Here is a 17,270-nt window from a genome sequence, read left to right on the forward strand (position 1 = left end):
GGGCAACAAGTATCAGCCAGGAAAACGCAAGTTTGCCTCGCCTGCCTGCATGTCATCGCCCGCACGATCAAGTCGGAGATAGGCAATGGCCTTGCCACCCGACTGTGTAAATAGAACGCCTGCTGGTTTGCCTCCGGATTGAATTTCCGTACCTACTGGGGCTGATCCAGAAATCTCGACAATCCGCAGACCTTTCCGTAGCTCGGTTTTGTGTTTCATCCGCGCGGTGACCTCTTGACCCACATAGCAGCCTTTCTTGAAGTCCAGACCGTTGAGAGCCTCGAACCCGGATTCCAGGATATAGCTGTCGGGGTGCAGTTCGATGCCGCTTTCGGGGATGCAATGCCGCACGCGGATGGAGTCCCAATCGGTGCTGTCTTCGTTTTCGGGGCTTGCTGAATATGTGCGCCAGCCAAGATCCGGGTGGCGCGGGTCGGGCAGGGCACCTTCAGGCGCGGGACCGGTTCCACGTTGCAGGTTCAGATCGGTGACCTCGATCTGCACATCAGCGCGCAGCTTGTACATGGTCAGGCGTTTCTGAATCCCATCGGCCAAAGCCTCGGCTATGTCCAGAAGGATCGAATCCCCGTCTCGCTTCAAGAAAAAGTCGGCTAGATATTTGCCCTGTGGCGTCAGCAGCGCGGCATAGACTAGTCCATCATCCAACCGCCGGACGTCGTTGGTGATCAACCCCTGCAGAAAACTGACTGTGTCCTTGCCGGACAGGCGCAGAATGCGGCGATTGGGCATGGTTTGATCCTCGTCATCTGGTCTGGCCCCGTGATATAGGAGTTCGCGCCGCCATGACCAGAGGGTTTCAGACGTGCCCGCTCCGATCTCTATCGTGATCCCTACCTTGAATGCCGAGCAGGTCCTGCCCGCAACGCTGCAGGCGTTGATGGAGGGACTACATACCGGGCTGATTTGCGAGCTGATCGTGACCGATGGCGGTTCGGAAGATGCAACGCTTGAGATGGTCGACGAAGCGGGGGCCGAGATTATCACGGGTCCGCCATCGCGCGGGGGGCAGCTGCGGCGTGGTTGCGCAGTGGCAAAGGGCGCATGGCTGCTGATCCTGCACGCCGATACCGAATTGCAGACCGGGTGGAGCAGCGTTGTCGCCGACCATTTGCCTTCGGGACGACCGGCAGTCTTTCGGCTTCGCTTTCGCACCAGCGGCTTTGGTGCGCGTTGGGTGGCGGGCTGGGCCAATCTGCGCAGCCGTGTCTTTGGACTGCCCTATGGCGATCAGGGGTTGCTAGTCCGTCGCGCAGACTATGATGCGGCGGGTGGGTTCCCCGACCAACCGCTCATGGAAGATGTGGCCCTGATCGGGGCTTTGTCGTCGGTTACGCTGTTGAAGGCCGACGCGTTTACGAGTGGGGAACGCTATATCCGTCAGGGCTGGTTTCGTCGCGGCGCGCGGAATCTCTGGACTCTGATGCGCTATTTTCTGGGGACTGATCCAGAGCAGCTGGCGCAGACGTATCGGCGTTGAAAGCTGTGCGCAGCTCGACAATGGATTTACCAAGGCGAAAGGGTGCTGCGAAGCTGACCAGACACAGCGCGATGATCTGAAGCACCAGGATATGCGCGTTCGCCTGCAGATATTCCCACTCATCCTTGAGCTTGCTGACCTGCTCGATCAGGTCATCATAGCTCTGGGCCAGGATCAGATAGTCGCCCGCAATCGCAGGCACCTTGCGTCGCATGTTGTCGATTGCGGCCTGTGTTTCTTCGTCGAGCGACGTGAAGACAAGAAACTGATCGATGCTGAACGCATCTGCTTTTGCCGCCATTTCGCGCGCTTCGTCCATGTCGTCTTTCGCGCTGCCGCCGAACAGGAAATGTAATCCCTGCAGTGGCGCGACCTCATTGGTCACGGCGATGAACAGGGGTAGCTCAGAGTTGCTAGCGGTGGAGGCAGACAGGAATTCGACCTTTTCACACAAGACGGCTGTATCGGGGTCATAGGCGGGATCACAGAACCGCAGCCGGAACCGCGCTGCATCGCGGTCAAAGGCCAGCGTGGCGGCATACGCGACATCGATCTGGCGATCCAGACGGGAACTGTCCGTGGTATAAAGCCCCGCAAGCACGGCCACCAGCGCACCAATTCCGCCCAGCACGACCCAGACCAGATCGGCAAGCTTCCATGCCCGGTGTCCGGCAGGTTTGCGAAACAGAAAGCCCGTGCCGACCAACCCGATCAGGAAGAACAGGATCAGCAGCGGTAGTTGGTTTTCAGCAACAAAAGTCATGGCTCAGAGTGTACGGTCTGCATGCGAACTGGCAACAGTCCTCACGCGCAGTTGTAACGCATGCGATTGTGTTACGATCCCGAGCTCTGGCCGAATTTGCGAAACAGTTTTGTGCGATCGAACGCCTGCTCCAGCTCATCCGTGCGCTGTTTGACGCTATCCCAGAGGCGTTCCTGCATCTCGGCAATCACGCATTCCAGCAGCACCATCAGTGATGCCATCGAATCCCATGCGGACGGCACTGCGATCCGGGCCGCGAATGTGTGTTTTGCCAGCCGGTGGATAGGAGATCTCCACTGATCCGTCAGCAGAACAACGTCGGCTCCACGCTCGTGGCAGAGCTGGCCGATCAGAAGGGTCGTGTTTTCATACCGGCGCACATCAAGCGCCACCAACACATCACCCTCGCGGACTTCCAGCAGATCATGCGTCCATGAGGCAGCGTCTGATAGCAGCTTTACATCCGGACGGATCATTTGCAGATGCAGGTAGAGGTATTGCGCAAGCGTGCCGGTAATGCGGCCCCCGGTGATGAAAACACGCCGATTGGGATCGCAAAGCAGGCGGCAGAAGCTGTCAAACTCTTCTGGATCGACCTCATCGATCGAACGCCTTTGATTATCCAATGCCTGACGTGAATAGCGGTTGAGGATGTGTTCTTCGGGCAGGTCATTCTGCCAGACATCCCGCTTGGCGACAGGCCCCGAGATCATTTCTTTTACTTCGCCGCGGATTGCGGCCTGAAACTGAGGGTAACCGTCGAACCCTGTTTTTTGCAGCATCCGCGCAACCGTGGTCGTCGAGACCGAAGCAACGCTGGCCAGTTCCGTTATGCTGCCAAGACCGGCCATCGGATAATCATCCAGCAGCACATTCACCAACTGCCGCTCGGAAGGCGTCATCGTTTCGCGATGCGCAAGGAGCCTTTCTGTCACTCGCACGGCAAGTTCCTCGGTTCGTTGGTGATCGCTTTGATGTAGAAAATTTGACAAAGCAATCTCGTGTGGGGAGATTTGTACAGGAAAATAATTGACAGGTGAAGAATAGCTGTAGAAATTTTTCCACATGGAATCACACAAGACCTCTCCTTCTGCCGTGCATCCGGATTTCGGTCCTGTCGTTCACATTGATGAGGCACCGAGCGATCCTCGGGTCATCGTGGTCTGTGAACACGCCTCGCGCCGTATCCCGGACTGGTTGGGGGATATGGGGTTGAGCGCCGCAGAGCTAAGCAGCCATATCGCATGGGATCCGGGCGCGCTGCCGGTCGCGCAGGCGCTTGCCCGGCAGCTAAAGGGTGCTTTGGTTCATGGCGAAGTTTCACGGTTGGTCTATGACTGCAACCGACCGCCCGAAGCCCATGATGCGATGCCAGAGCGGAGCGAGGATACAACGATCCCCGCCAATGTTGCTCTGAGTGCTGAGGCTCGGCAGGAGCGGGTCGATGGAATCTACGCGCCGTTCTGCCATGGGTTGGCGGACGTACTGACCCGTCATGCTTCCACTTTGGAGCTGATGGTGACAGTCCACAGTTTCACCCCGGTTTATCGAGGCAAGCGGCGGGAGGTTGAGCTGGGCTTGCTGCATGGCAAGGATGCCCGATTTGCAAAAGAGATGCTTGCCAGCGCACCTTCTGAGCTGCCCCTGATCACGCGTTTGAATGAACCCTATTCGGCGGCGGACGGCGTGGCGCACACTCTGGATCACCATGCTTTGCCCAATGGGCTGCTGAACGTCATGATCGAGATACGGAACGATCTGATCCAGACATCAGAGCAGGAACAAGCAATCGCCGATTGCCTGGCCTCCTGGATCGGACAAACACTGACAGCTTTGCGAGGCAGTGAAATCGCATGATCAAAGCGATGGCGGCATATGTTCGGGTTGTCGATGCGGTGAACTACCGGATCGGGCGCGTCATGATGTGGGGTCTGTTCGTGATGATGGGCATCCTGCTGTGGTCGTCGATCTCGAAGACCTTCTTCCTGCCATCCCTCTGGACACTGGAAATGGCGCAATTTGCGATGGTGACCTATTACATCGTGGGCGGGCCATACTCGATCCAGCTGGGTTCAAACGTCCGGATGGATCTGTTCTATCATAACTGGAGCCCGCATCGGAAAGCTTGGTTCGATGCCTTCACGGTTCTCTTGCTGATCCTCTATCTGGGTGTGCTGTTCTACGGTGGGCTTGGGTCCACTGCTTACAGCCTCGGCTATTGGGGCGATGAGCCTATTGCCTATTTCACCGGTCTTCTGACCGGCAGCGAAGAGATTGGGCGGCTGGAGCGATCCTCGACCGCGTGGCGACCCTATATCTGGCCGGTGAAGGCGATCATGGTCTTCGGCTTCTTCCTGATGCTGCTGCAGGCGATATCAGAATTTTTCAAAGACATTGCGCGGATCAACGGGCAAGAGATCGGGGCAGCGCGGGCATGAGCCAGGAATTTATCGCAATCTTCATGTTTGCCTCGATGATGCTGATGTTGTTCACGGGGCAACGCGTCTTTGGTGCCATCGGCGCGGTCGCGGCCATTGCGGCGCTGGCGCTATGGGGCACAGGCGGGCAGGATATCCCGTTCTCAGCCGCGATGAAGCTGATGAAATGGTACCCGCTGCTGACGCTGCCGATGTTCATCTTCATGGGCTATGTCCTCAGCGAAAGCCGTCTGGCCGACGACCTCTACCGCATGTTCCACGTCTGGATGGGGCCGGTGAATGGGGGGCTTGCCATCGGTACCATCGGGTTGATGGTGTTGGTCTCGGCCATGAACGGGCTCAGCGTGGCTGGTATGGCCATCGGGGCGACGATTGCTCTGCCCGAGTTGCTCCGGCGCGGATATGACAAGACCATGGTGACCGGGGTCATTCAGGCCGGGTCGAGCCTTGGTATCCTCGTGCCGCCGTCGGTGGTTCTGGTGCTCTACGCCATGATCGCGCGGCAACCCGTGGGCCAGTTGTGGCTGGCTGGCATTGTGCCGGGGCTGCTGATGGCGTCGATGTTCATCCTCTATATTTGGATTCGATGCAGGCTGCAGCCGCATCTGGGCCCGGCGATGGAAGACGCGCATGAGGTGCCACGGGCCGAGAAGCTGCGGCTTCTTGGGGCAGGGGCTCTGCCGCTGTTCATCTTTGCTGCGATGATGCTGCCGTTCGTGAACGGCTGGACTTCGCTGGTGGAAAGCTCGGCCATCGGGGCGCTGGCGGCACTGGTGGCGTCTATTCTCAAACGTCGGATGACGTGGAAGATTTTCGAAGACTGCACCAAGCAGACTTTGGCGATTTCGTGCATGTTCATGTGGATCATCCTCGCCGCGTTGGGCTTCGGTGCGGTGTTCGACGGGTTGGGTGCGGTCAAGGCCATCGAGAACCTGTTCACCGAGCAATTGGGTTTGTCGCCCTGGCTTATCCTGATCCTGATGCAGCTCAGCTTTATCGTCATGGGCACGTTTCTCGACGACACGGCGATGTTGGTGATCGTGGCCCCGCTCTATGTGCCGCTGGTCGGTGCGCTTGGGTTCGATCTGATCTGGTATGGCGTGCTTTATACAATCACCACTCAGATCGCATATATGACGCCGCCTTTCGGCTATAACCTGTTCCTGATGCGCGCAATGGCTCCGCCAGAAATCAGCCTGCGGGACATTTACCGCTCAATCGTGCCCTTTGTCGGGGTGATGATCCTGGCGCTCGCAATAATCATGATATTCCCCGAGATCGCCTTGTGGCTGCCCGGGTATGTTTACGGAAATTAACCAGAAGGCCCGACACACGGGCACCCAAACTTAAACGGAGAGGAAATTGACATGACGACAAGACGTAAGTTTCTGAAAACTGCGGGGGTAGGGGTTGCGGCGGCACCTTTGGCAACGCCTGCACTGGCGCAAAGCACGATCACATGGCGGATGCAGACCTATGCCGGTCCTGCACTGGCCGAGCATGTGATCGACCCGGCTATAAAGATGTTCAACCAGATCGCCGGTGACCGTATGCAGATCGAGCTGTTCTACGCCGATCAACTGGTCCCGACCGGAGAGCTGTTCCGCGCTATGCAGAAGGGAACCATCGACGCGGTTCAATCGGATGATGACTCGATGGCCTCGCCCACCGAAGTCACTGTTTTCGGCGGCTACTTCCCGTTCGCTTCGCGCTATTCGCTGGACGTACCGGTGCTGTTCAACCAGTGGGGCTTGAACGAAATCTGGGACGAAGAGTATTCCAAGGTTGGCGTTAAACACATCAGCGCCGGCGCGTGGGATCCGTGTCACTTTGCGACCAAGGATCCGATCAATTCGCTGGAGGATATGAAGGGCAAACGCATCTTCACCTTCCCGACAGCAGGCCGGTTCCTCAGCCAGTTTGGCGTTGTTCCCGTCACGCTGCCGTGGGAAGACATCGAAGTTGCAGTTCAAACCGGCGAGTTGGACGGTATTGCCTGGTCGGGCATCACCGAAGACTACACCGTGGGTTGGGCGGATGTGACTAACTACTTCCTAACCAACAATATTTCGGGGGCCTGGGCCGGCCACTTCTTTGCCAATATGGATCGCTGGAACGAGCTGCCGGAAGATCTGCAGACGCTGTTCAAAGTATGCTGCGATCAGTCGCATTATTATCGCCAATGGTGGTATTGGGGCGGCGAGGCCAACCTGCGGGTTAACGGCACCAAGATGCAATTGACGACGATCCCGGACGCGGAATGGGCAACGGTGGAAGAGGCTGCGGTGAAATTCTGGGATGAAATTGCTGCGGAATCCGAGACCAAGGCAAAGGTCGTGGATATCTTCAAGCGCTACAACGCTGAAATGCTCAAGGCCGGGCGGCCCTATCGTTACGGATGAAACACTGGACCGGCCCGTTCTTTCGCGGGCCGGTCGTTACAGGGACAAAGAATTTTCGTCGAAAATTCTCGCATATCACAGAGGTATTGCATGCTGACATTTGAGCATTTGAAGGCTGAGGTTTCGTCTGGCGAGATTGATACGGTATTGGTTTGTCTGGTTGACATGCAGGGCCGTTTGATGGGCAAGCGGTTTCATGCGGGTCATTTTATTGCGGGGGCGTGGGAAGAGACGCATTGCTGCAATTATCTGCTGGCGACGGATCTCGAGATGGGGACGCCGGATGGGTATGCGTCGACCAGTTGGGAGCGGGGCTATGGCGATTATGTGATGAAGCCGGATCTGAGCACTCTGCGTCCAGTGCCGTGGCTGGAAGGCACGGCGATGGTGATGTGCGATGTGCTGGATCATCACACGCACGAAGAGGTGCCGCACGCGCCACGCTCGATCCTGAAGCGTCAGGTGAACCGGCTGAAGGCGATGGGCTATGAGGCGATGTGCGCCACCGAGCTGGAGTTTTTCCTGTTCGAGAAAAGCTTTGATCAGATTCGCAAGGAAGGCTTTCGCGACCTTGAGCCGATCTCGGGGTATAACGAGGACTATCACATCCTTCAGACCACCAAGGAAGAGCATGTGATGCGCCCGATCCGCAACCATCTGTGGGATGCGGGGATACCGGTCGAGAACACGAAAGGTGAGGCCGAGACCGGGCAGGAAGAACTGAACATCAAATATGCGCCTGCGATGGAGACGGCCGAGTATCACTCGATCGCCAAGAACGCAGTGAAAGAGATTGCCTGGCAGCATGGGCATGCCGCGACCTTCCTGCCGAAATGGCATCATGAGAAGGTGGGCAGTTCCAGCCACGTGCATCAGTCGCTCTGGTCCGAGGGGCGGCCGATCTTTTTCGACGAAAAAGATCCGCTCGGCATGTCGGATGTGATGAAAAGCTACATGGCGGGCCTTTTGAAATACGCCGCCGATTACACCTGTTTCATGGCGCCCTACATCAACAGCTACAAGCGGTTCATGAAGGGGACCTTTGCGCCGACGCGGATCATCTGGTCGGTGGACAACCGCACCGCCGGGTTCCGCCTGTGCGGTGACGGCACCAAGGCGGTGCGGGTGGAATGCCGTATCCCGGGCTCGGATATGAACCCCTATCTGGCGATGGCTGGGATGCTGGCGGCGGGGATCGCTGGGATCGAAGAAGGGCTGGAGTTGCAGCCGCCGACCACGGGCGACGTCTATCAGGGAGAGACGGGGATGATCCCGGGCAATCTGCGCGCGGCGCGAGATGCGCTGCATGGCTCGGCGATGTTGCGGGCTGCGATGGGAGATGAGGTTGTCGATCACTATGCGCGCGCGGCCGAGGTGGAGATCGAAGAGTTTGAGCGCGTGGTGACCGATTGGGAAATTGCCCGCGGGTTTGAGCGGGCTTGAGAGGGTGAAAGCGAGGGGCCAGCCCCGCCGCCATTGGCGCTCGAACCAATGGCGCACCAATGGCGGCCCCCGAGATATTTATGGCCAGATGAAGCAGGGATCCTGCTCTCTTTAGAGATGGAGTGACTATGGGGCAGATGTTGCAATGTGTCTCGCCGATCGATGGGTCGGTTTTTGCGGAGCGCGAAGTACTGTCGCGGGAGGCGGCGTTTGAGGCTGCGGGCCGGGCGCGGGCCGCACAGGCGGCTTGGGCGGCGCGGCCCTTGCAGGAACGCGTTGATCTCGTGATGGCGGGCGTCGCCGCTGTGGGCGCGATGAATGATGAGATCGTGCCCGAGTTGGCCCATATGATGGGCCGTCCGTTGCGCTATGGCGGTGAGTTTGGCGGCTTCAACGAGCGCGCCAGCCATATGGCCGGGATTGCCGAAGAGGCGCTGGCCGATATCGCGGTGGGTGAGGATGAGACGTTCAAACGCTATATCAAGCGCATCCCGCATGGGGTGGTGTTTGTGGTGGCGCCGTGGAACTACCCCTACATGACGGCGATCAATACGGTAGCCCCGGCGCTGATCGCGGGCAATACGGTGATCCTGAAACACGCCACGCAGACGCTGCTGGTGGGTGAGCGCATGGCGCAGGCCTTCCATGCGGCGGGTGTGCCCGAAGACGTATTCCAGAATGTCTTTCTGAGCCATGACGTGACCAACGATCTGATCGCGGGCAATGCGTTCGACTTCGTGAACTTCACCGGCTCGGTCGGCGGCGGCCAGGCGATGGAGCGTGCGGCGGCGGGCACCTTTACCGGTGTCGGGACTGAGTTGGGCGGCAAGGATCCCGGTTATGTCATGGACGACGCGGATCTGGAGGCGGCGGTTGAGACGTTGATCGACGGGGCCATGTTCAACGCGGGTCAGTGCTGTTGCGGGATCGAGCGGATCTATGTGCATGAAAGCCTTTACGATCAATTCGTCTCCAAAGCGGTCGAGATCGTGAAGGGCTATAAGCTGGGCAATCCGCTGGATGCTGAGACAACGATGGGCCCGATGGCCAATGTGCGCTTTGCCGATGAGGTGCGGGCGCAGATTGCCGAGGCGATTGAGGCCGGAGCAGTGGCCCATATCGACACCTTCGCCGAGGATGATGGCGGCGCATATCTGACACCGCAGATCCTGACCAATGTCACCCATGACATGCGGGTGATGCGGGATGAAAGCTTTGGGCCCGTGGTGGGCATCATGAAAGTGTCCACGGATGATGAGGCCATCCGGCTGATGAATGACAGCGAATTTGGCCTGACGGCGAGCCTCTGGACCCGCGATCTGGATCGCGCGGCCCGCGTGGGGGATCAGATCGAGACTGGTACTGTCTTCATGAACCGGGCCGATTATCTGGATCCCGGCCTGTGCTGGACCGGTTGCAAGAATACCGGGCGCGGTGGCGGCTTGTCCGTCATCGGCTATCACAACCTGACACGTCCAAAATCCTATCACCTGAAAAAGGTCACGGGCTAAGGACGCCGGCCTGTCTCGGAATGACCCCCTCGCCGGGGCAGGCCTTTTGACACGAAGGAAAGAGAATATGTCACCTGTTGGAAACTGGTCTTATCCAACCGCAATCAAATTCGGCGCCGGGCGGATCAAGGAATTGCCCGAAGCCTGTGCTGCGGCCGGCATGGAGAAACCGCTGCTGGTCACCGACAAAGGGTTGGCCGATCTGCCGATCACCTCCGCGACGCTGGATATCATGGAGACCGCCGGTCTGGGCCGGGGTCTGTTTGCGGAGGTGGACCCGAACCCCAACGAAAAGAACCTCGAAGCCGGGGTCGCGGCCTATAACGCGGGCGGCCATGACGGGGTGATCGCCTTTGGCGGCGGCTCGGGGCTGGATCTGGGCAAGATGGTGGCCTTCATGGCCGGTCAGACGCGCCCGGTCTGGGATTTTGAGGATATCGGCGATTGGTGGACCCGTGCCGACGCCGATGCCATCGCGCCGATCATCGCCGTGCCCACAACCGCCGGGACCGGGTCCGAAGTGGGGCGCGCCAGCGTCATCACCAATTCGGAAACCCACGCCAAGAAGATCATCTTCCACCCCAAGGTGCTGCCCACAGTCGTGATCTGCGACCCCGAGCTGACGGTCGGCATGCCCAAGTTCATCACCGCAGGCACCGGTCTGGATGCGTTTGCCCATTGTGTCGAAGCGTTCTCCAGCCCGCATTACCACCCGATGTCCCAGGGCATCGCGCTGGAGGGGATGCGGTTGGTCAAGGACTACCTGCCGCGCGCCTATGCGGATGGCACCGACATCGAAGCCCGCGCCCAGATGATGAGCGCGGCGGCGATGGGCGCCACCGCCTTCCAGAAAGGCCTGGGCGCGATCCACGCCATGAGCCACCCCGTCGGCGCGGTGTTCAACACCCACCACGGCACCACCAACGCGGTCTGCATGCCCGCCGTGCTCGAGTTCAACGCCCCCGCCATCGCCGACCGCTTCCAGCAGGCCGCCGCCTATCTGGGCATCGACGGCGGCTTCGACGGTTTCCGCAGCTTCGTGCAAGAGTTCAACGACAGCTTCGCCATCCCCCGCAAACTCTCCGACCTGGGCGTCACCCAGGACGCCATGCAAGACCTCGTCAAAGCCGCCCTCATCGACCCCTCATGCGGCGGCAACCCAATCGAACTCAACCAACAAAACCTAACTGAGCTGTTTAAAGTGGCGCTGTAACAGGGTTGCGGACCCTATCCCTCACCTCTCATACTGACCAGAGGTGAGGGAGATTTTCATGACAAAAGAGATTGTTCTGATCCACGGGGCCTTTGCCGGGCCGTGGTGCATGCAGGATTACGCCGAGTTCTTCCGCGCACGCGGCTGGACAGTGCATACACCCGCGCTGCGCTTTCATGGCGGAGATCCCAAAGCGGATCCCGATCCCGGCCTGACGGATACCAGCGTCATGGATTACGCCGATGACATTGCCGACTTCGTGCAGGGGTTGGACGGCAAACCGGTTCTGCTCGGGCACGCTATCGCAGGGGTGGTGGCGCAGCAGGTGGCGTCTCGGGGCTTGGCCAGTGCCATCGTCCTGATCAACCCGAACGCGGCCTGGGGCACCTTGCCCGAAACCGATGACGAACGCGCCGTGCCGCGCGCGTTGATGGAGGGCGGGGCGTTCTGGAAACAGCCCATGCGCGTCGATTTCGGCCTGATGGCCCCCTTTGCGCTGAACAAGATGCCCGAGGCGCAGCAGCATGAGGTCTTCGATCAGCTCGGCCCGGAAAGCGGGCGAGTGATGTTCGAGATGTTCTTCTGGATGTTCGATGACCATCACGCGATGAAGGTGGATATCGACAAGGTTGATTGCCCGGTACTGATCGTCTCGGGCACTGAGGACCGAGCCGTGAACCCCAATACCTGCCGCGCGTTGGCGAAACTCTACGGAGACCGCGCGACTTTCCTGCCCGTCGAAAACCACGCGCATTTCCTGTTCATAGAGCCCGGCTGGGAAGGACCTGCCGATCAGATTGCCGATTGGCTGGATCAAAAGCCGGGTTAGCGCGCGCCTACTTGCCAAGCTGAAACGTGATCGGCGGTTTCAAGCTGAGCGAGCCATCGTCATTGCGATGACCTCGCAGCAGCCGTTCCTCGCGCACGCTGACGGTTGAAGTGACAAAAGAAAACCTCATTCAACCGTCAAAACCGCGGCCTGATGAGCGACCAAGCGGGGCAATCCCTGATGGTCCAATTTGAGAAAAATGCCGGTTTCTGGTACCATGCAAGGGCTGATGCAGGTCAGCTCTTTTTCGATTTCAATACTTTGTTGCGAGGATTTCATGGCCAAGTCTGAGAACTATTCCGACCCGCATTTCAAATTCCGCGACCGCGACGATGCGGCCAGGATCACCAAGGACGACATTCATATCTATCACAACCACGCGGTTTGTGAGACTGATAGCAAGGGCCACAAGACACCCGACAACCGCTCGCCCGAGGAACTGGTGGTGGATGCCTCCGAAGGGTTCATCCCGCTCTGGGCCGAGGGCACCACACTGCGCTGGCGGTTTCAGGAACAGTCGATGGCGATATTCGTTGATCCCGAAGGGGCCAAGGCCGCGATCCGCCAATTGTTCGCCGAAGCACTGCTGGCCTGGGGTGATGCGGTGCCGGTGCAGTTCACTGAACGCCACGATGCCTGGGATTTCGAGATCGCGGTCAGCCCGCAGGAAAATTGCTCGATCAACGGATGTACGCTGGCGCGGGCGTTTTTCCCCGATGCCGGGCGGCATGATCTTTTGCTGTATCCCACCATGTTCACCCAGTCCCGCGCCGAGATGGTCGAGACCATGGCGCATGAGTTGGGCCACGTCTTCGGCCTGCGCCATTTCTTCGCCGATGTATCCGAAACCGCATGGCCGGTTGAGATTTTTGGTGAGCACGAGAAGTTCTCGATCATGAATTACGGGCCAGAGAGCATGCTCACCGACAATGACCGGGAGGACCTAACGACGCTGTATGAAATGGTCTGGAATGGCTCCTTGTCGGACATCAACGGCACTCCGATCGTCCAGATGCGCCCGTTCAGTTTCTTCCGGCTGGCGGATGCGGGGGATAATCCTTTTCTGATCATATGATCAAAAAAGACCGAGCTTCCGAAAAGAGTTGAGGTCTTTTTAGCCTTGTCTCGGTGGCGGATATCCTGTCGGCTTATTTGCCCAAACGAAACGTACTCTACGGTTTCCAGCTGAGCGAGCCATCGTCATCGCGATGACACGGCAGCAGCCTTTCCTCTGGAGTGCAGACGGTGTTGTCGCCGGTCAGCAGGATGAATGCACCCGGTGAGTAGGGTCATGCCGTAGTAGTAAAACTGCGTCTCGGTCCCGTTTAGAATGGAAGATGTGGTGCTGAGCATCGGCTGCGCGGACGCTTGTGAGGCCAGCAGGTCCAGCCTGAGGGCCAGTGTGACGGGGCCAACGGGTAGGGCAATGGTGATGTTTCTGAGGCCGGGCCGAAGCCCGGCCTAGGGCTGCCGCAATGTGGTGCCCTACATTTGTTGAGGGATGGGCGTTGTCACCCACCCGTCATTCATTGTGTGAAATTGCCTGCGATCCAACGAATGGTGTCGTTGTATTTCGGCTCAGGATATTCGGTCTGCAATTGCGAGATGAACTGCTGCTTGCTGATGTCACCTTTATACAGGGCATAGCTCAGATCACGGAACTGATCGGTCTGCGCCTCGGTGCCGATCGGCAGTCTCACGTAATTCGGGTTGCTCTGAATGGCCCGGTCCCCTCTGTCCAGCGCCGCGAGATATCCGGCATCTTCATACGCGGGATGCGGGGCACCACAAGCGGCCAGCGCCGTTGTCAGGGCCAGCGCGGATGCGATCAGGGTTTTACGGGAAAAAGTGAAACTCATATTTTACTGTCCTTATAAGTCGTTCGCCCGGCAGCAGAGCTTGCCGGATACTCGTATACGGCTGGTAGGTCGGGAAGAGGCCAGCTCCAAGCTTGACTCTGGGTCGTCGCAGTCACGATTGCGCCAAGAGATGTTTCAAGGCGGGAGGGGCCGAGTGCGGCCATTCGGACGGCGTGAGGATTGGTAAGGAAGAATGCGTGGTTGCGCCGTCCAGCGGTGGTCAAGCGATGGGTGAGAGCACCATCCTGCATTTGCACGCGTGGTCGACAGGTCCAGACCGAGGTTGAATGTATGTATTTCGTTTGCCGTTTGGAATCTGATGCTTGGTCAAATTGGGTCTTTGACGCTCGGAATCTCAAATGTCGTTTTGGATGATGGGCTGAGGGTAAGTGTGAATGGGATCAACGGGTTAAGCAAGGGGGTTGCGGTGTGCCGGGCTGAAGCCCGACCTACGGTGGGTTGAGTTGTCTTACACTCTCCGCTCAATGCCCGGTATGAGGCATTCTGCAAGCGCCCAAATCGCCCGAATGGGCGAGTGTGATGGTTGTGATAAAGTAAGATGGGTGTCTACACCCTTCTTAATGACTGGAATTTGATGGGCGCGGGCACCCATCCTACGCTCGCTATACAACCAATGCGTGATGCTGGTATCACGCAAGCGTCCGACTTGCCCACATGCGTAGGCGCGGCAAATCTGTTAGGTACGGTGGGTGGTTGTATCCGCCTCGTTGTGGGCAACATGATGTGTGCGAGCACACATCTTACGCTCTCTAATTTGGAGTTCTAAATTGACAAGCGAAATGGCCGCGCATCTTAAAAACCTTCAGCTTGGCCTCTATGCAAATGAATTATTGGTGGAGATTGAGAGAGCACGGAAGGTTGCCGACTACCGGGCAGTTTTGATCAAATCCGCACGACACCTATTCATTTCATTCAATGGTCCAAACAATGATGGGCTATCAAACGGAAGGCCCTTTGATGCTTCGGAAGCAGCATTCCAACCCAAAAGGTCAATGCTGCCCCCGGGAGTTGTTAGTTTGTTTGCCAAATCGGCAAATTCCATCGGTCTAGATCGGGGCGAATTAGAGGCTGCTTTTTTGCTCGGCGCTGATATGGAACAGACCGCTCTTGAAGACTGCAACTTGATTTACTCCAGTTCGGATACGTGGGAGAAAGCAAAAGACGCAATCTTCTCTGTTTTTGACAGAGGCAGCCGTTTCAGACGCTTGTCAAAATAGTTCGCTATACATCCAACTCCTCCACAAACCGCGCGTTCTCCTGAATGTACTGGAACCGCAGTTCGGGTTTTTTGCCCATCAGGCGTTCGACAAGGTCGCCGGTCTCACCGGGTTCATCCTCGTCGATGGTGACGCGGATCAGTTTGCGGGATGCCGGGTCCATCGTGGTCTCTTTCAGGTCCTTGGCGTCCATTTCGCCCAGACCCTTGAAGCGGGAAACGTCAATCTTGCCTTTGCCGCCCAGACCTTTCTCCAGCCACTCGTCACGCTCGGCCTCGTCCAGACAATAGACGCGTTTGGCGCCTTGGGTCAGGCGATAGAGGGGCGGGCAGGCGAGGTATAGGTGGCCCGCGTCGATCATCGGACGCATCTGGGTGAAGAAGAACGTCATCAGCAGCGAGGCGATATGCGCCCCGTCCACGTCCGCGTCGGTCATGATGATGATCTTGTCATAGCGCAGGTCGTCGACGTTGAACTTGGTGCCAAGGCCGACACCGAGCGCCTGTGTCAGGTCATTGATCTCAGCATTGGTGCCCAGCTTGGAACTGGCGGCACCCAGCACGTTCAGGATTTTGCCGCGCAGGGGCAGCAGGGCCTGTGTTTTGCGGTCTCGGCCCATTTTGGCGGACCCGCCCGCCGAGTCGCCCTCGACGATGAATAATTCCGTGCCGTCCCGTGTTGAACTACTACAGTCTACCAACTTGCCGGGGAGACGAAGTTTCTTAGTAGCGGACTTACGTTGTGTTTCCTTCTCGGCCCGTCGGCGCAGACGTTCCTCAGCCCTCAGAATGAGGAAGTCCAAGATAGCGCCGGCGGATTTCGTATCTGCGGCCAGCCAGTTGTCGAAATGGTCGCGGACGGAGTTTTCGACCAGCCGCTGGGCCTCGACCGTGGCGAGGCGATCCTTGGTCTGGCCGACGAATTCCGGTTCGGAGATGAAGCAGGACACCAGCGCACAGCCGCCGGTGATCAGGTCGTCTCGGGTGATCTGACCGGCCTTTTTGTTGTTGATCAGCTCGCCGTAGGCTTTGATCCCCTTCAGGACCGCAGCCCAGAACCCCGCCACGTGCGTTCCGCCTTCGGGCGTGGGGACGGTGTTACAGTAGGATTGGATGAACCCGTCGCGCGAAGGCGTCCAGTTGATTGCCCACTCAACCTTGCCCGGGGTGCCGAACTTTTCCTGAAAATCCACGGTTCCGGCGAATGGTTGCTCGGCATAGGTGGACGATCCGTTCATGGTCTCTTTGAGGTAATCGGACAGACCGCCGGGGAAGTGGAACGTGGCCTCGGTTGGCGTTTCGCCGTCATCGATGGCAGATTTCCAGCGGATTTCGACGCCCGAAAACAGGTAGGCCTTGGAGCGGATGGACTTGAACAGGCGTGCGGGTTTGAACTTGTGGTGGCCAAAGATGTCAGCGTCGGCGTGGAAGGTCACAGTGGTACCGCGCCGGTTCGGGGCCGCACCGATCTTTTCAACCGGTCCCAACGGAATACCGCGCGAGAAACGCTGTTCGAACAGCTGTTTGTCGCGGGCAACCTGCACGACCATCGAATCCGATAGCGCGTTGACCACCGATGCGCCCACGCCGTGCAGACCGCCCGAGGTCTGATAGGCCTTACCCGAAAACTTACCGCCTGCGTGCAGGGTACACAAGATCACTTCCAGCGCTGACTTGTCGGGAAACTTGGGGTGTGGGTCGATCGGAATGCCGCGCCCGTTGTCGCGCACTGTCAGGGCGTAATCGGCATGCAGCTCCACCTCAATCCGGTTGGCGTGGCCCGCGACCGCTTCGTCCATCGAGTTGTCGAGGATTTCGGCCACCATATGGTGCAGAGCGCGCTCATCGGTGCCGCCGATATACATGCCGGGTCGTTTGCGGACCGGTTCCAGACCTTCCAACACCTCGATGGACGAGGCGTCGTAAGCGGTCGTTGTTTCTGGCGTCAACAGATCGTCGGGCATGGGTGCTGCTCTTGTTTTTGAGTTTCCCCTATTATGGCAGGTGATGTGGTCCGGGGGAAGAGGGACGCGAGGTGTTGTGGGTGTTTTGAACTGCGATTGGTCTGAGCAGCTTT

At 58.4% G+C, this 17,270-nt stretch carries 16 protein-coding genes and 1 pseudogene; 11 read left to right on the forward strand and 6 right to left on the reverse strand.

Annotated features, from left to right (window positions below; genetic code table 11):
• Positions 1-12: 12 nt before the first annotated feature.
• Positions 13-750 (reverse strand): CAF17-like 4Fe-4S cluster assembly/insertion protein YgfZ, encoded by a 738-nt coding sequence (ygfZ, locus tag ACR0IV_RS01890; RefSeq protein ID WP_480658152.1) that lies wholly within the window; start codon positions 748-750, stop codon positions 13-15.
• A gap of 73 nt (positions 751-823) precedes the next feature.
• Between ygfZ and ACR0IV_RS01895 the strand changes: the two genes are divergently transcribed.
• Complete coding sequence (locus tag ACR0IV_RS01895; RefSeq protein ID WP_480658151.1) at positions 824-1,498, forward strand: TIGR04283 family arsenosugar biosynthesis glycosyltransferase; 675 nt, start codon at positions 824-826, stop codon at positions 1,496-1,498.
• A 7-nt stretch (positions 1,499-1,505) separates the two neighbouring features.
• Here the strand turns inward: ACR0IV_RS01895 and ACR0IV_RS01900 are convergent.
• Positions 1,506-2,261, reverse strand: a pseudogene (locus tag ACR0IV_RS01900) (hypothetical protein); the annotation flags it as partial.
• Between the two features lie 71 nt (positions 2,262-2,332).
• Entirely contained in the window at positions 2,333-3,196 is an 864-nt protein-coding gene (locus ACR0IV_RS01905) for a MurR/RpiR family transcriptional regulator (RefSeq protein ID WP_480658149.1), read from the reverse strand.
• Between the two features lie 130 nt (positions 3,197-3,326).
• Here ACR0IV_RS01905 and ACR0IV_RS01910 point away from each other — a divergent pair, with 130 nt between their 5' ends.
• The 8 genes from ACR0IV_RS01910 (at position 3,327) to ACR0IV_RS01945 (ending at position 12,097) form a co-directional block, all read left to right on the forward strand.
• Positions 3,327-4,118, forward strand: a complete 792-nt coding sequence (locus ACR0IV_RS01910) for an N-formylglutamate amidohydrolase (protein ID WP_480658147.1) — start codon at positions 3,327-3,329, stop codon at positions 4,116-4,118.
• A complete protein-coding gene (locus tag ACR0IV_RS01915; RefSeq protein WP_480470239.1) occupies positions 4,115-4,699 on the forward strand; it encodes a TRAP transporter small permease subunit in 585 nt (194 codons plus the stop codon). Before ACR0IV_RS01910 ends, ACR0IV_RS01915 begins: the two co-directional genes overlap by 4 nt.
• On the forward strand, positions 4,696-6,015 hold the full coding sequence (locus ACR0IV_RS01920; RefSeq protein ID WP_480658146.1) for a TRAP transporter large permease: 1,320 nt from the start codon (positions 4,696-4,698) through the stop codon (positions 6,013-6,015). Before ACR0IV_RS01915 ends, ACR0IV_RS01920 begins: the two co-directional genes overlap by 4 nt.
• Positions 6,016-6,066: 51 nt before the next feature.
• Positions 6,067-7,101 (forward strand): TRAP transporter substrate-binding protein, encoded by a 1,035-nt coding sequence (locus tag ACR0IV_RS01925; RefSeq protein WP_480658145.1) that lies wholly within the window; start codon positions 6,067-6,069, stop codon positions 7,099-7,101.
• Between the two features lie 90 nt (positions 7,102-7,191).
• Positions 7,192-8,544: a glutamine synthetase family protein gene (locus tag ACR0IV_RS01930; RefSeq protein ID WP_480658144.1), complete on the forward strand. Its 1,353-nt coding sequence runs from the start codon at positions 7,192-7,194 to the stop codon at positions 8,542-8,544.
• A 128-nt stretch (positions 8,545-8,672) separates the two neighbouring features.
• Positions 8,673-10,055 carry an aldehyde dehydrogenase family protein gene (locus tag ACR0IV_RS01935; RefSeq protein WP_480658143.1) on the forward strand — a complete coding sequence of 461 codons (1,383 nt, stop codon included), beginning with the start codon at positions 8,673-8,675 and terminating at the stop codon, positions 10,053-10,055.
• Positions 10,056-10,122: 67 nt separating this feature from the next.
• Complete coding sequence (locus tag ACR0IV_RS01940) at positions 10,123-11,268, forward strand: iron-containing alcohol dehydrogenase (protein WP_480658141.1); 1,146 nt, start codon at positions 10,123-10,125, stop codon at positions 11,266-11,268.
• A 58-nt stretch (positions 11,269-11,326) separates the two neighbouring features.
• On the forward strand, positions 11,327-12,097 hold the full coding sequence (locus ACR0IV_RS01945) for an alpha/beta hydrolase (protein WP_480658140.1): 771 nt from the start codon (positions 11,327-11,329) through the stop codon (positions 12,095-12,097).
• Positions 12,098-12,104: 7 nt separating this feature from the next.
• Here the strand turns inward: ACR0IV_RS01945 and ACR0IV_RS01950 are convergent, their stop codons facing one another.
• Positions 12,105-12,227 (reverse strand): hypothetical protein, encoded by a 123-nt coding sequence (locus ACR0IV_RS01950; RefSeq protein ID WP_480658139.1) that lies wholly within the window; start codon positions 12,225-12,227, stop codon positions 12,105-12,107.
• A 147-nt stretch (positions 12,228-12,374) separates the two neighbouring features.
• On the opposite strand from ACR0IV_RS01950, the gene ACR0IV_RS01955 reads away from it, so the two are divergent.
• The gene (locus ACR0IV_RS01955) at positions 12,375-13,172 is read left to right on the forward strand and encodes a matrixin family metalloprotease (protein ID WP_480658136.1); all 798 of its coding nucleotides are present in this window, start codon (positions 12,375-12,377) and stop codon (positions 13,170-13,172) included.
• 451 nt (positions 13,173-13,623) lie between these two features.
• Here the strand turns inward: ACR0IV_RS01955 and ACR0IV_RS01960 are convergent, their stop codons facing one another.
• The gene (locus ACR0IV_RS01960; protein WP_480658134.1) at positions 13,624-13,956 is read right to left on the reverse strand and encodes a hypothetical protein; all 333 of its coding nucleotides are present in this window, start codon (positions 13,954-13,956) and stop codon (positions 13,624-13,626) included.
• Between the two features lie 800 nt (positions 13,957-14,756).
• Here ACR0IV_RS01960 and ACR0IV_RS01965 point away from each other — a divergent pair.
• Entirely contained in the window at positions 14,757-15,194 is a 438-nt protein-coding gene (locus ACR0IV_RS01965; RefSeq protein ID WP_480658132.1) for a hypothetical protein, read from the forward strand.
• Positions 15,195-15,198: 4 nt separating this feature from the next.
• Here the strand turns inward: ACR0IV_RS01965 and parE are convergent, their stop codons facing one another.
• Positions 15,199-17,157 carry a DNA topoisomerase IV subunit B gene (gene parE, locus ACR0IV_RS01970; RefSeq protein WP_480470228.1) on the reverse strand — a complete coding sequence of 653 codons (1,959 nt, stop codon included), beginning with the start codon at positions 17,155-17,157 and terminating at the stop codon, positions 15,199-15,201.
• Between the last annotated feature and the right edge of the window lie 113 nt (positions 17,158-17,270).

Source organism: Ruegeria sp. C2 (assembly GCF_056537765.1).

Coding starts and splice junctions, on each gene's coding strand:
- ACR0IV_RS01950 (WP_480658139.1), bottom strand. CDS start 12,227: ATGAGGTTTTCTTTTGTCACTTCAACCGTCAGCGTGCGCGAGGAACGG.
- ACR0IV_RS01965 (WP_480658132.1), top strand. CDS start 14,757: ATGGCCGCGCATCTTAAAAACCTTCAGCTTGGCCTCTATGCAAATGAA.
- ygfZ (WP_480658152.1), bottom strand. CDS start 750: ATGCCCAATCGCCGCATTCTGCGCCTGTCCGGCAAGGACACAGTCAGT.
- ACR0IV_RS01910 (WP_480658147.1), top strand. CDS start 3,327: ATGGAATCACACAAGACCTCTCCTTCTGCCGTGCATCCGGATTTCGGT.
- ACR0IV_RS01940 (WP_480658141.1), top strand. CDS start 10,123: ATGTCACCTGTTGGAAACTGGTCTTATCCAACCGCAATCAAATTCGGC.
- ACR0IV_RS01935 (WP_480658143.1), top strand. CDS start 8,673: ATGGGGCAGATGTTGCAATGTGTCTCGCCGATCGATGGGTCGGTTTTT.
- ACR0IV_RS01930 (WP_480658144.1), top strand. CDS start 7,192: ATGCTGACATTTGAGCATTTGAAGGCTGAGGTTTCGTCTGGCGAGATT.
- ACR0IV_RS01920 (WP_480658146.1), top strand. CDS start 4,696: ATGAGCCAGGAATTTATCGCAATCTTCATGTTTGCCTCGATGATGCTG.
- ACR0IV_RS01955 (WP_480658136.1), top strand. CDS start 12,375: ATGGCCAAGTCTGAGAACTATTCCGACCCGCATTTCAAATTCCGCGAC.
- ACR0IV_RS01960 (WP_480658134.1), bottom strand. CDS start 13,956: ATGAGTTTCACTTTTTCCCGTAAAACCCTGATCGCATCCGCGCTGGCC.
- ACR0IV_RS01945 (WP_480658140.1), top strand. CDS start 11,327: ATGACAAAAGAGATTGTTCTGATCCACGGGGCCTTTGCCGGGCCGTGG.
- parE (WP_480470228.1), bottom strand. CDS start 17,157: ATGCCCGACGATCTGTTGACGCCAGAAACAACGACCGCTTACGACGCC.
- ACR0IV_RS01915 (WP_480470239.1), top strand. CDS start 4,115: ATGATCAAAGCGATGGCGGCATATGTTCGGGTTGTCGATGCGGTGAAC.
- ACR0IV_RS01925 (WP_480658145.1), top strand. CDS start 6,067: ATGACGACAAGACGTAAGTTTCTGAAAACTGCGGGGGTAGGGGTTGCG.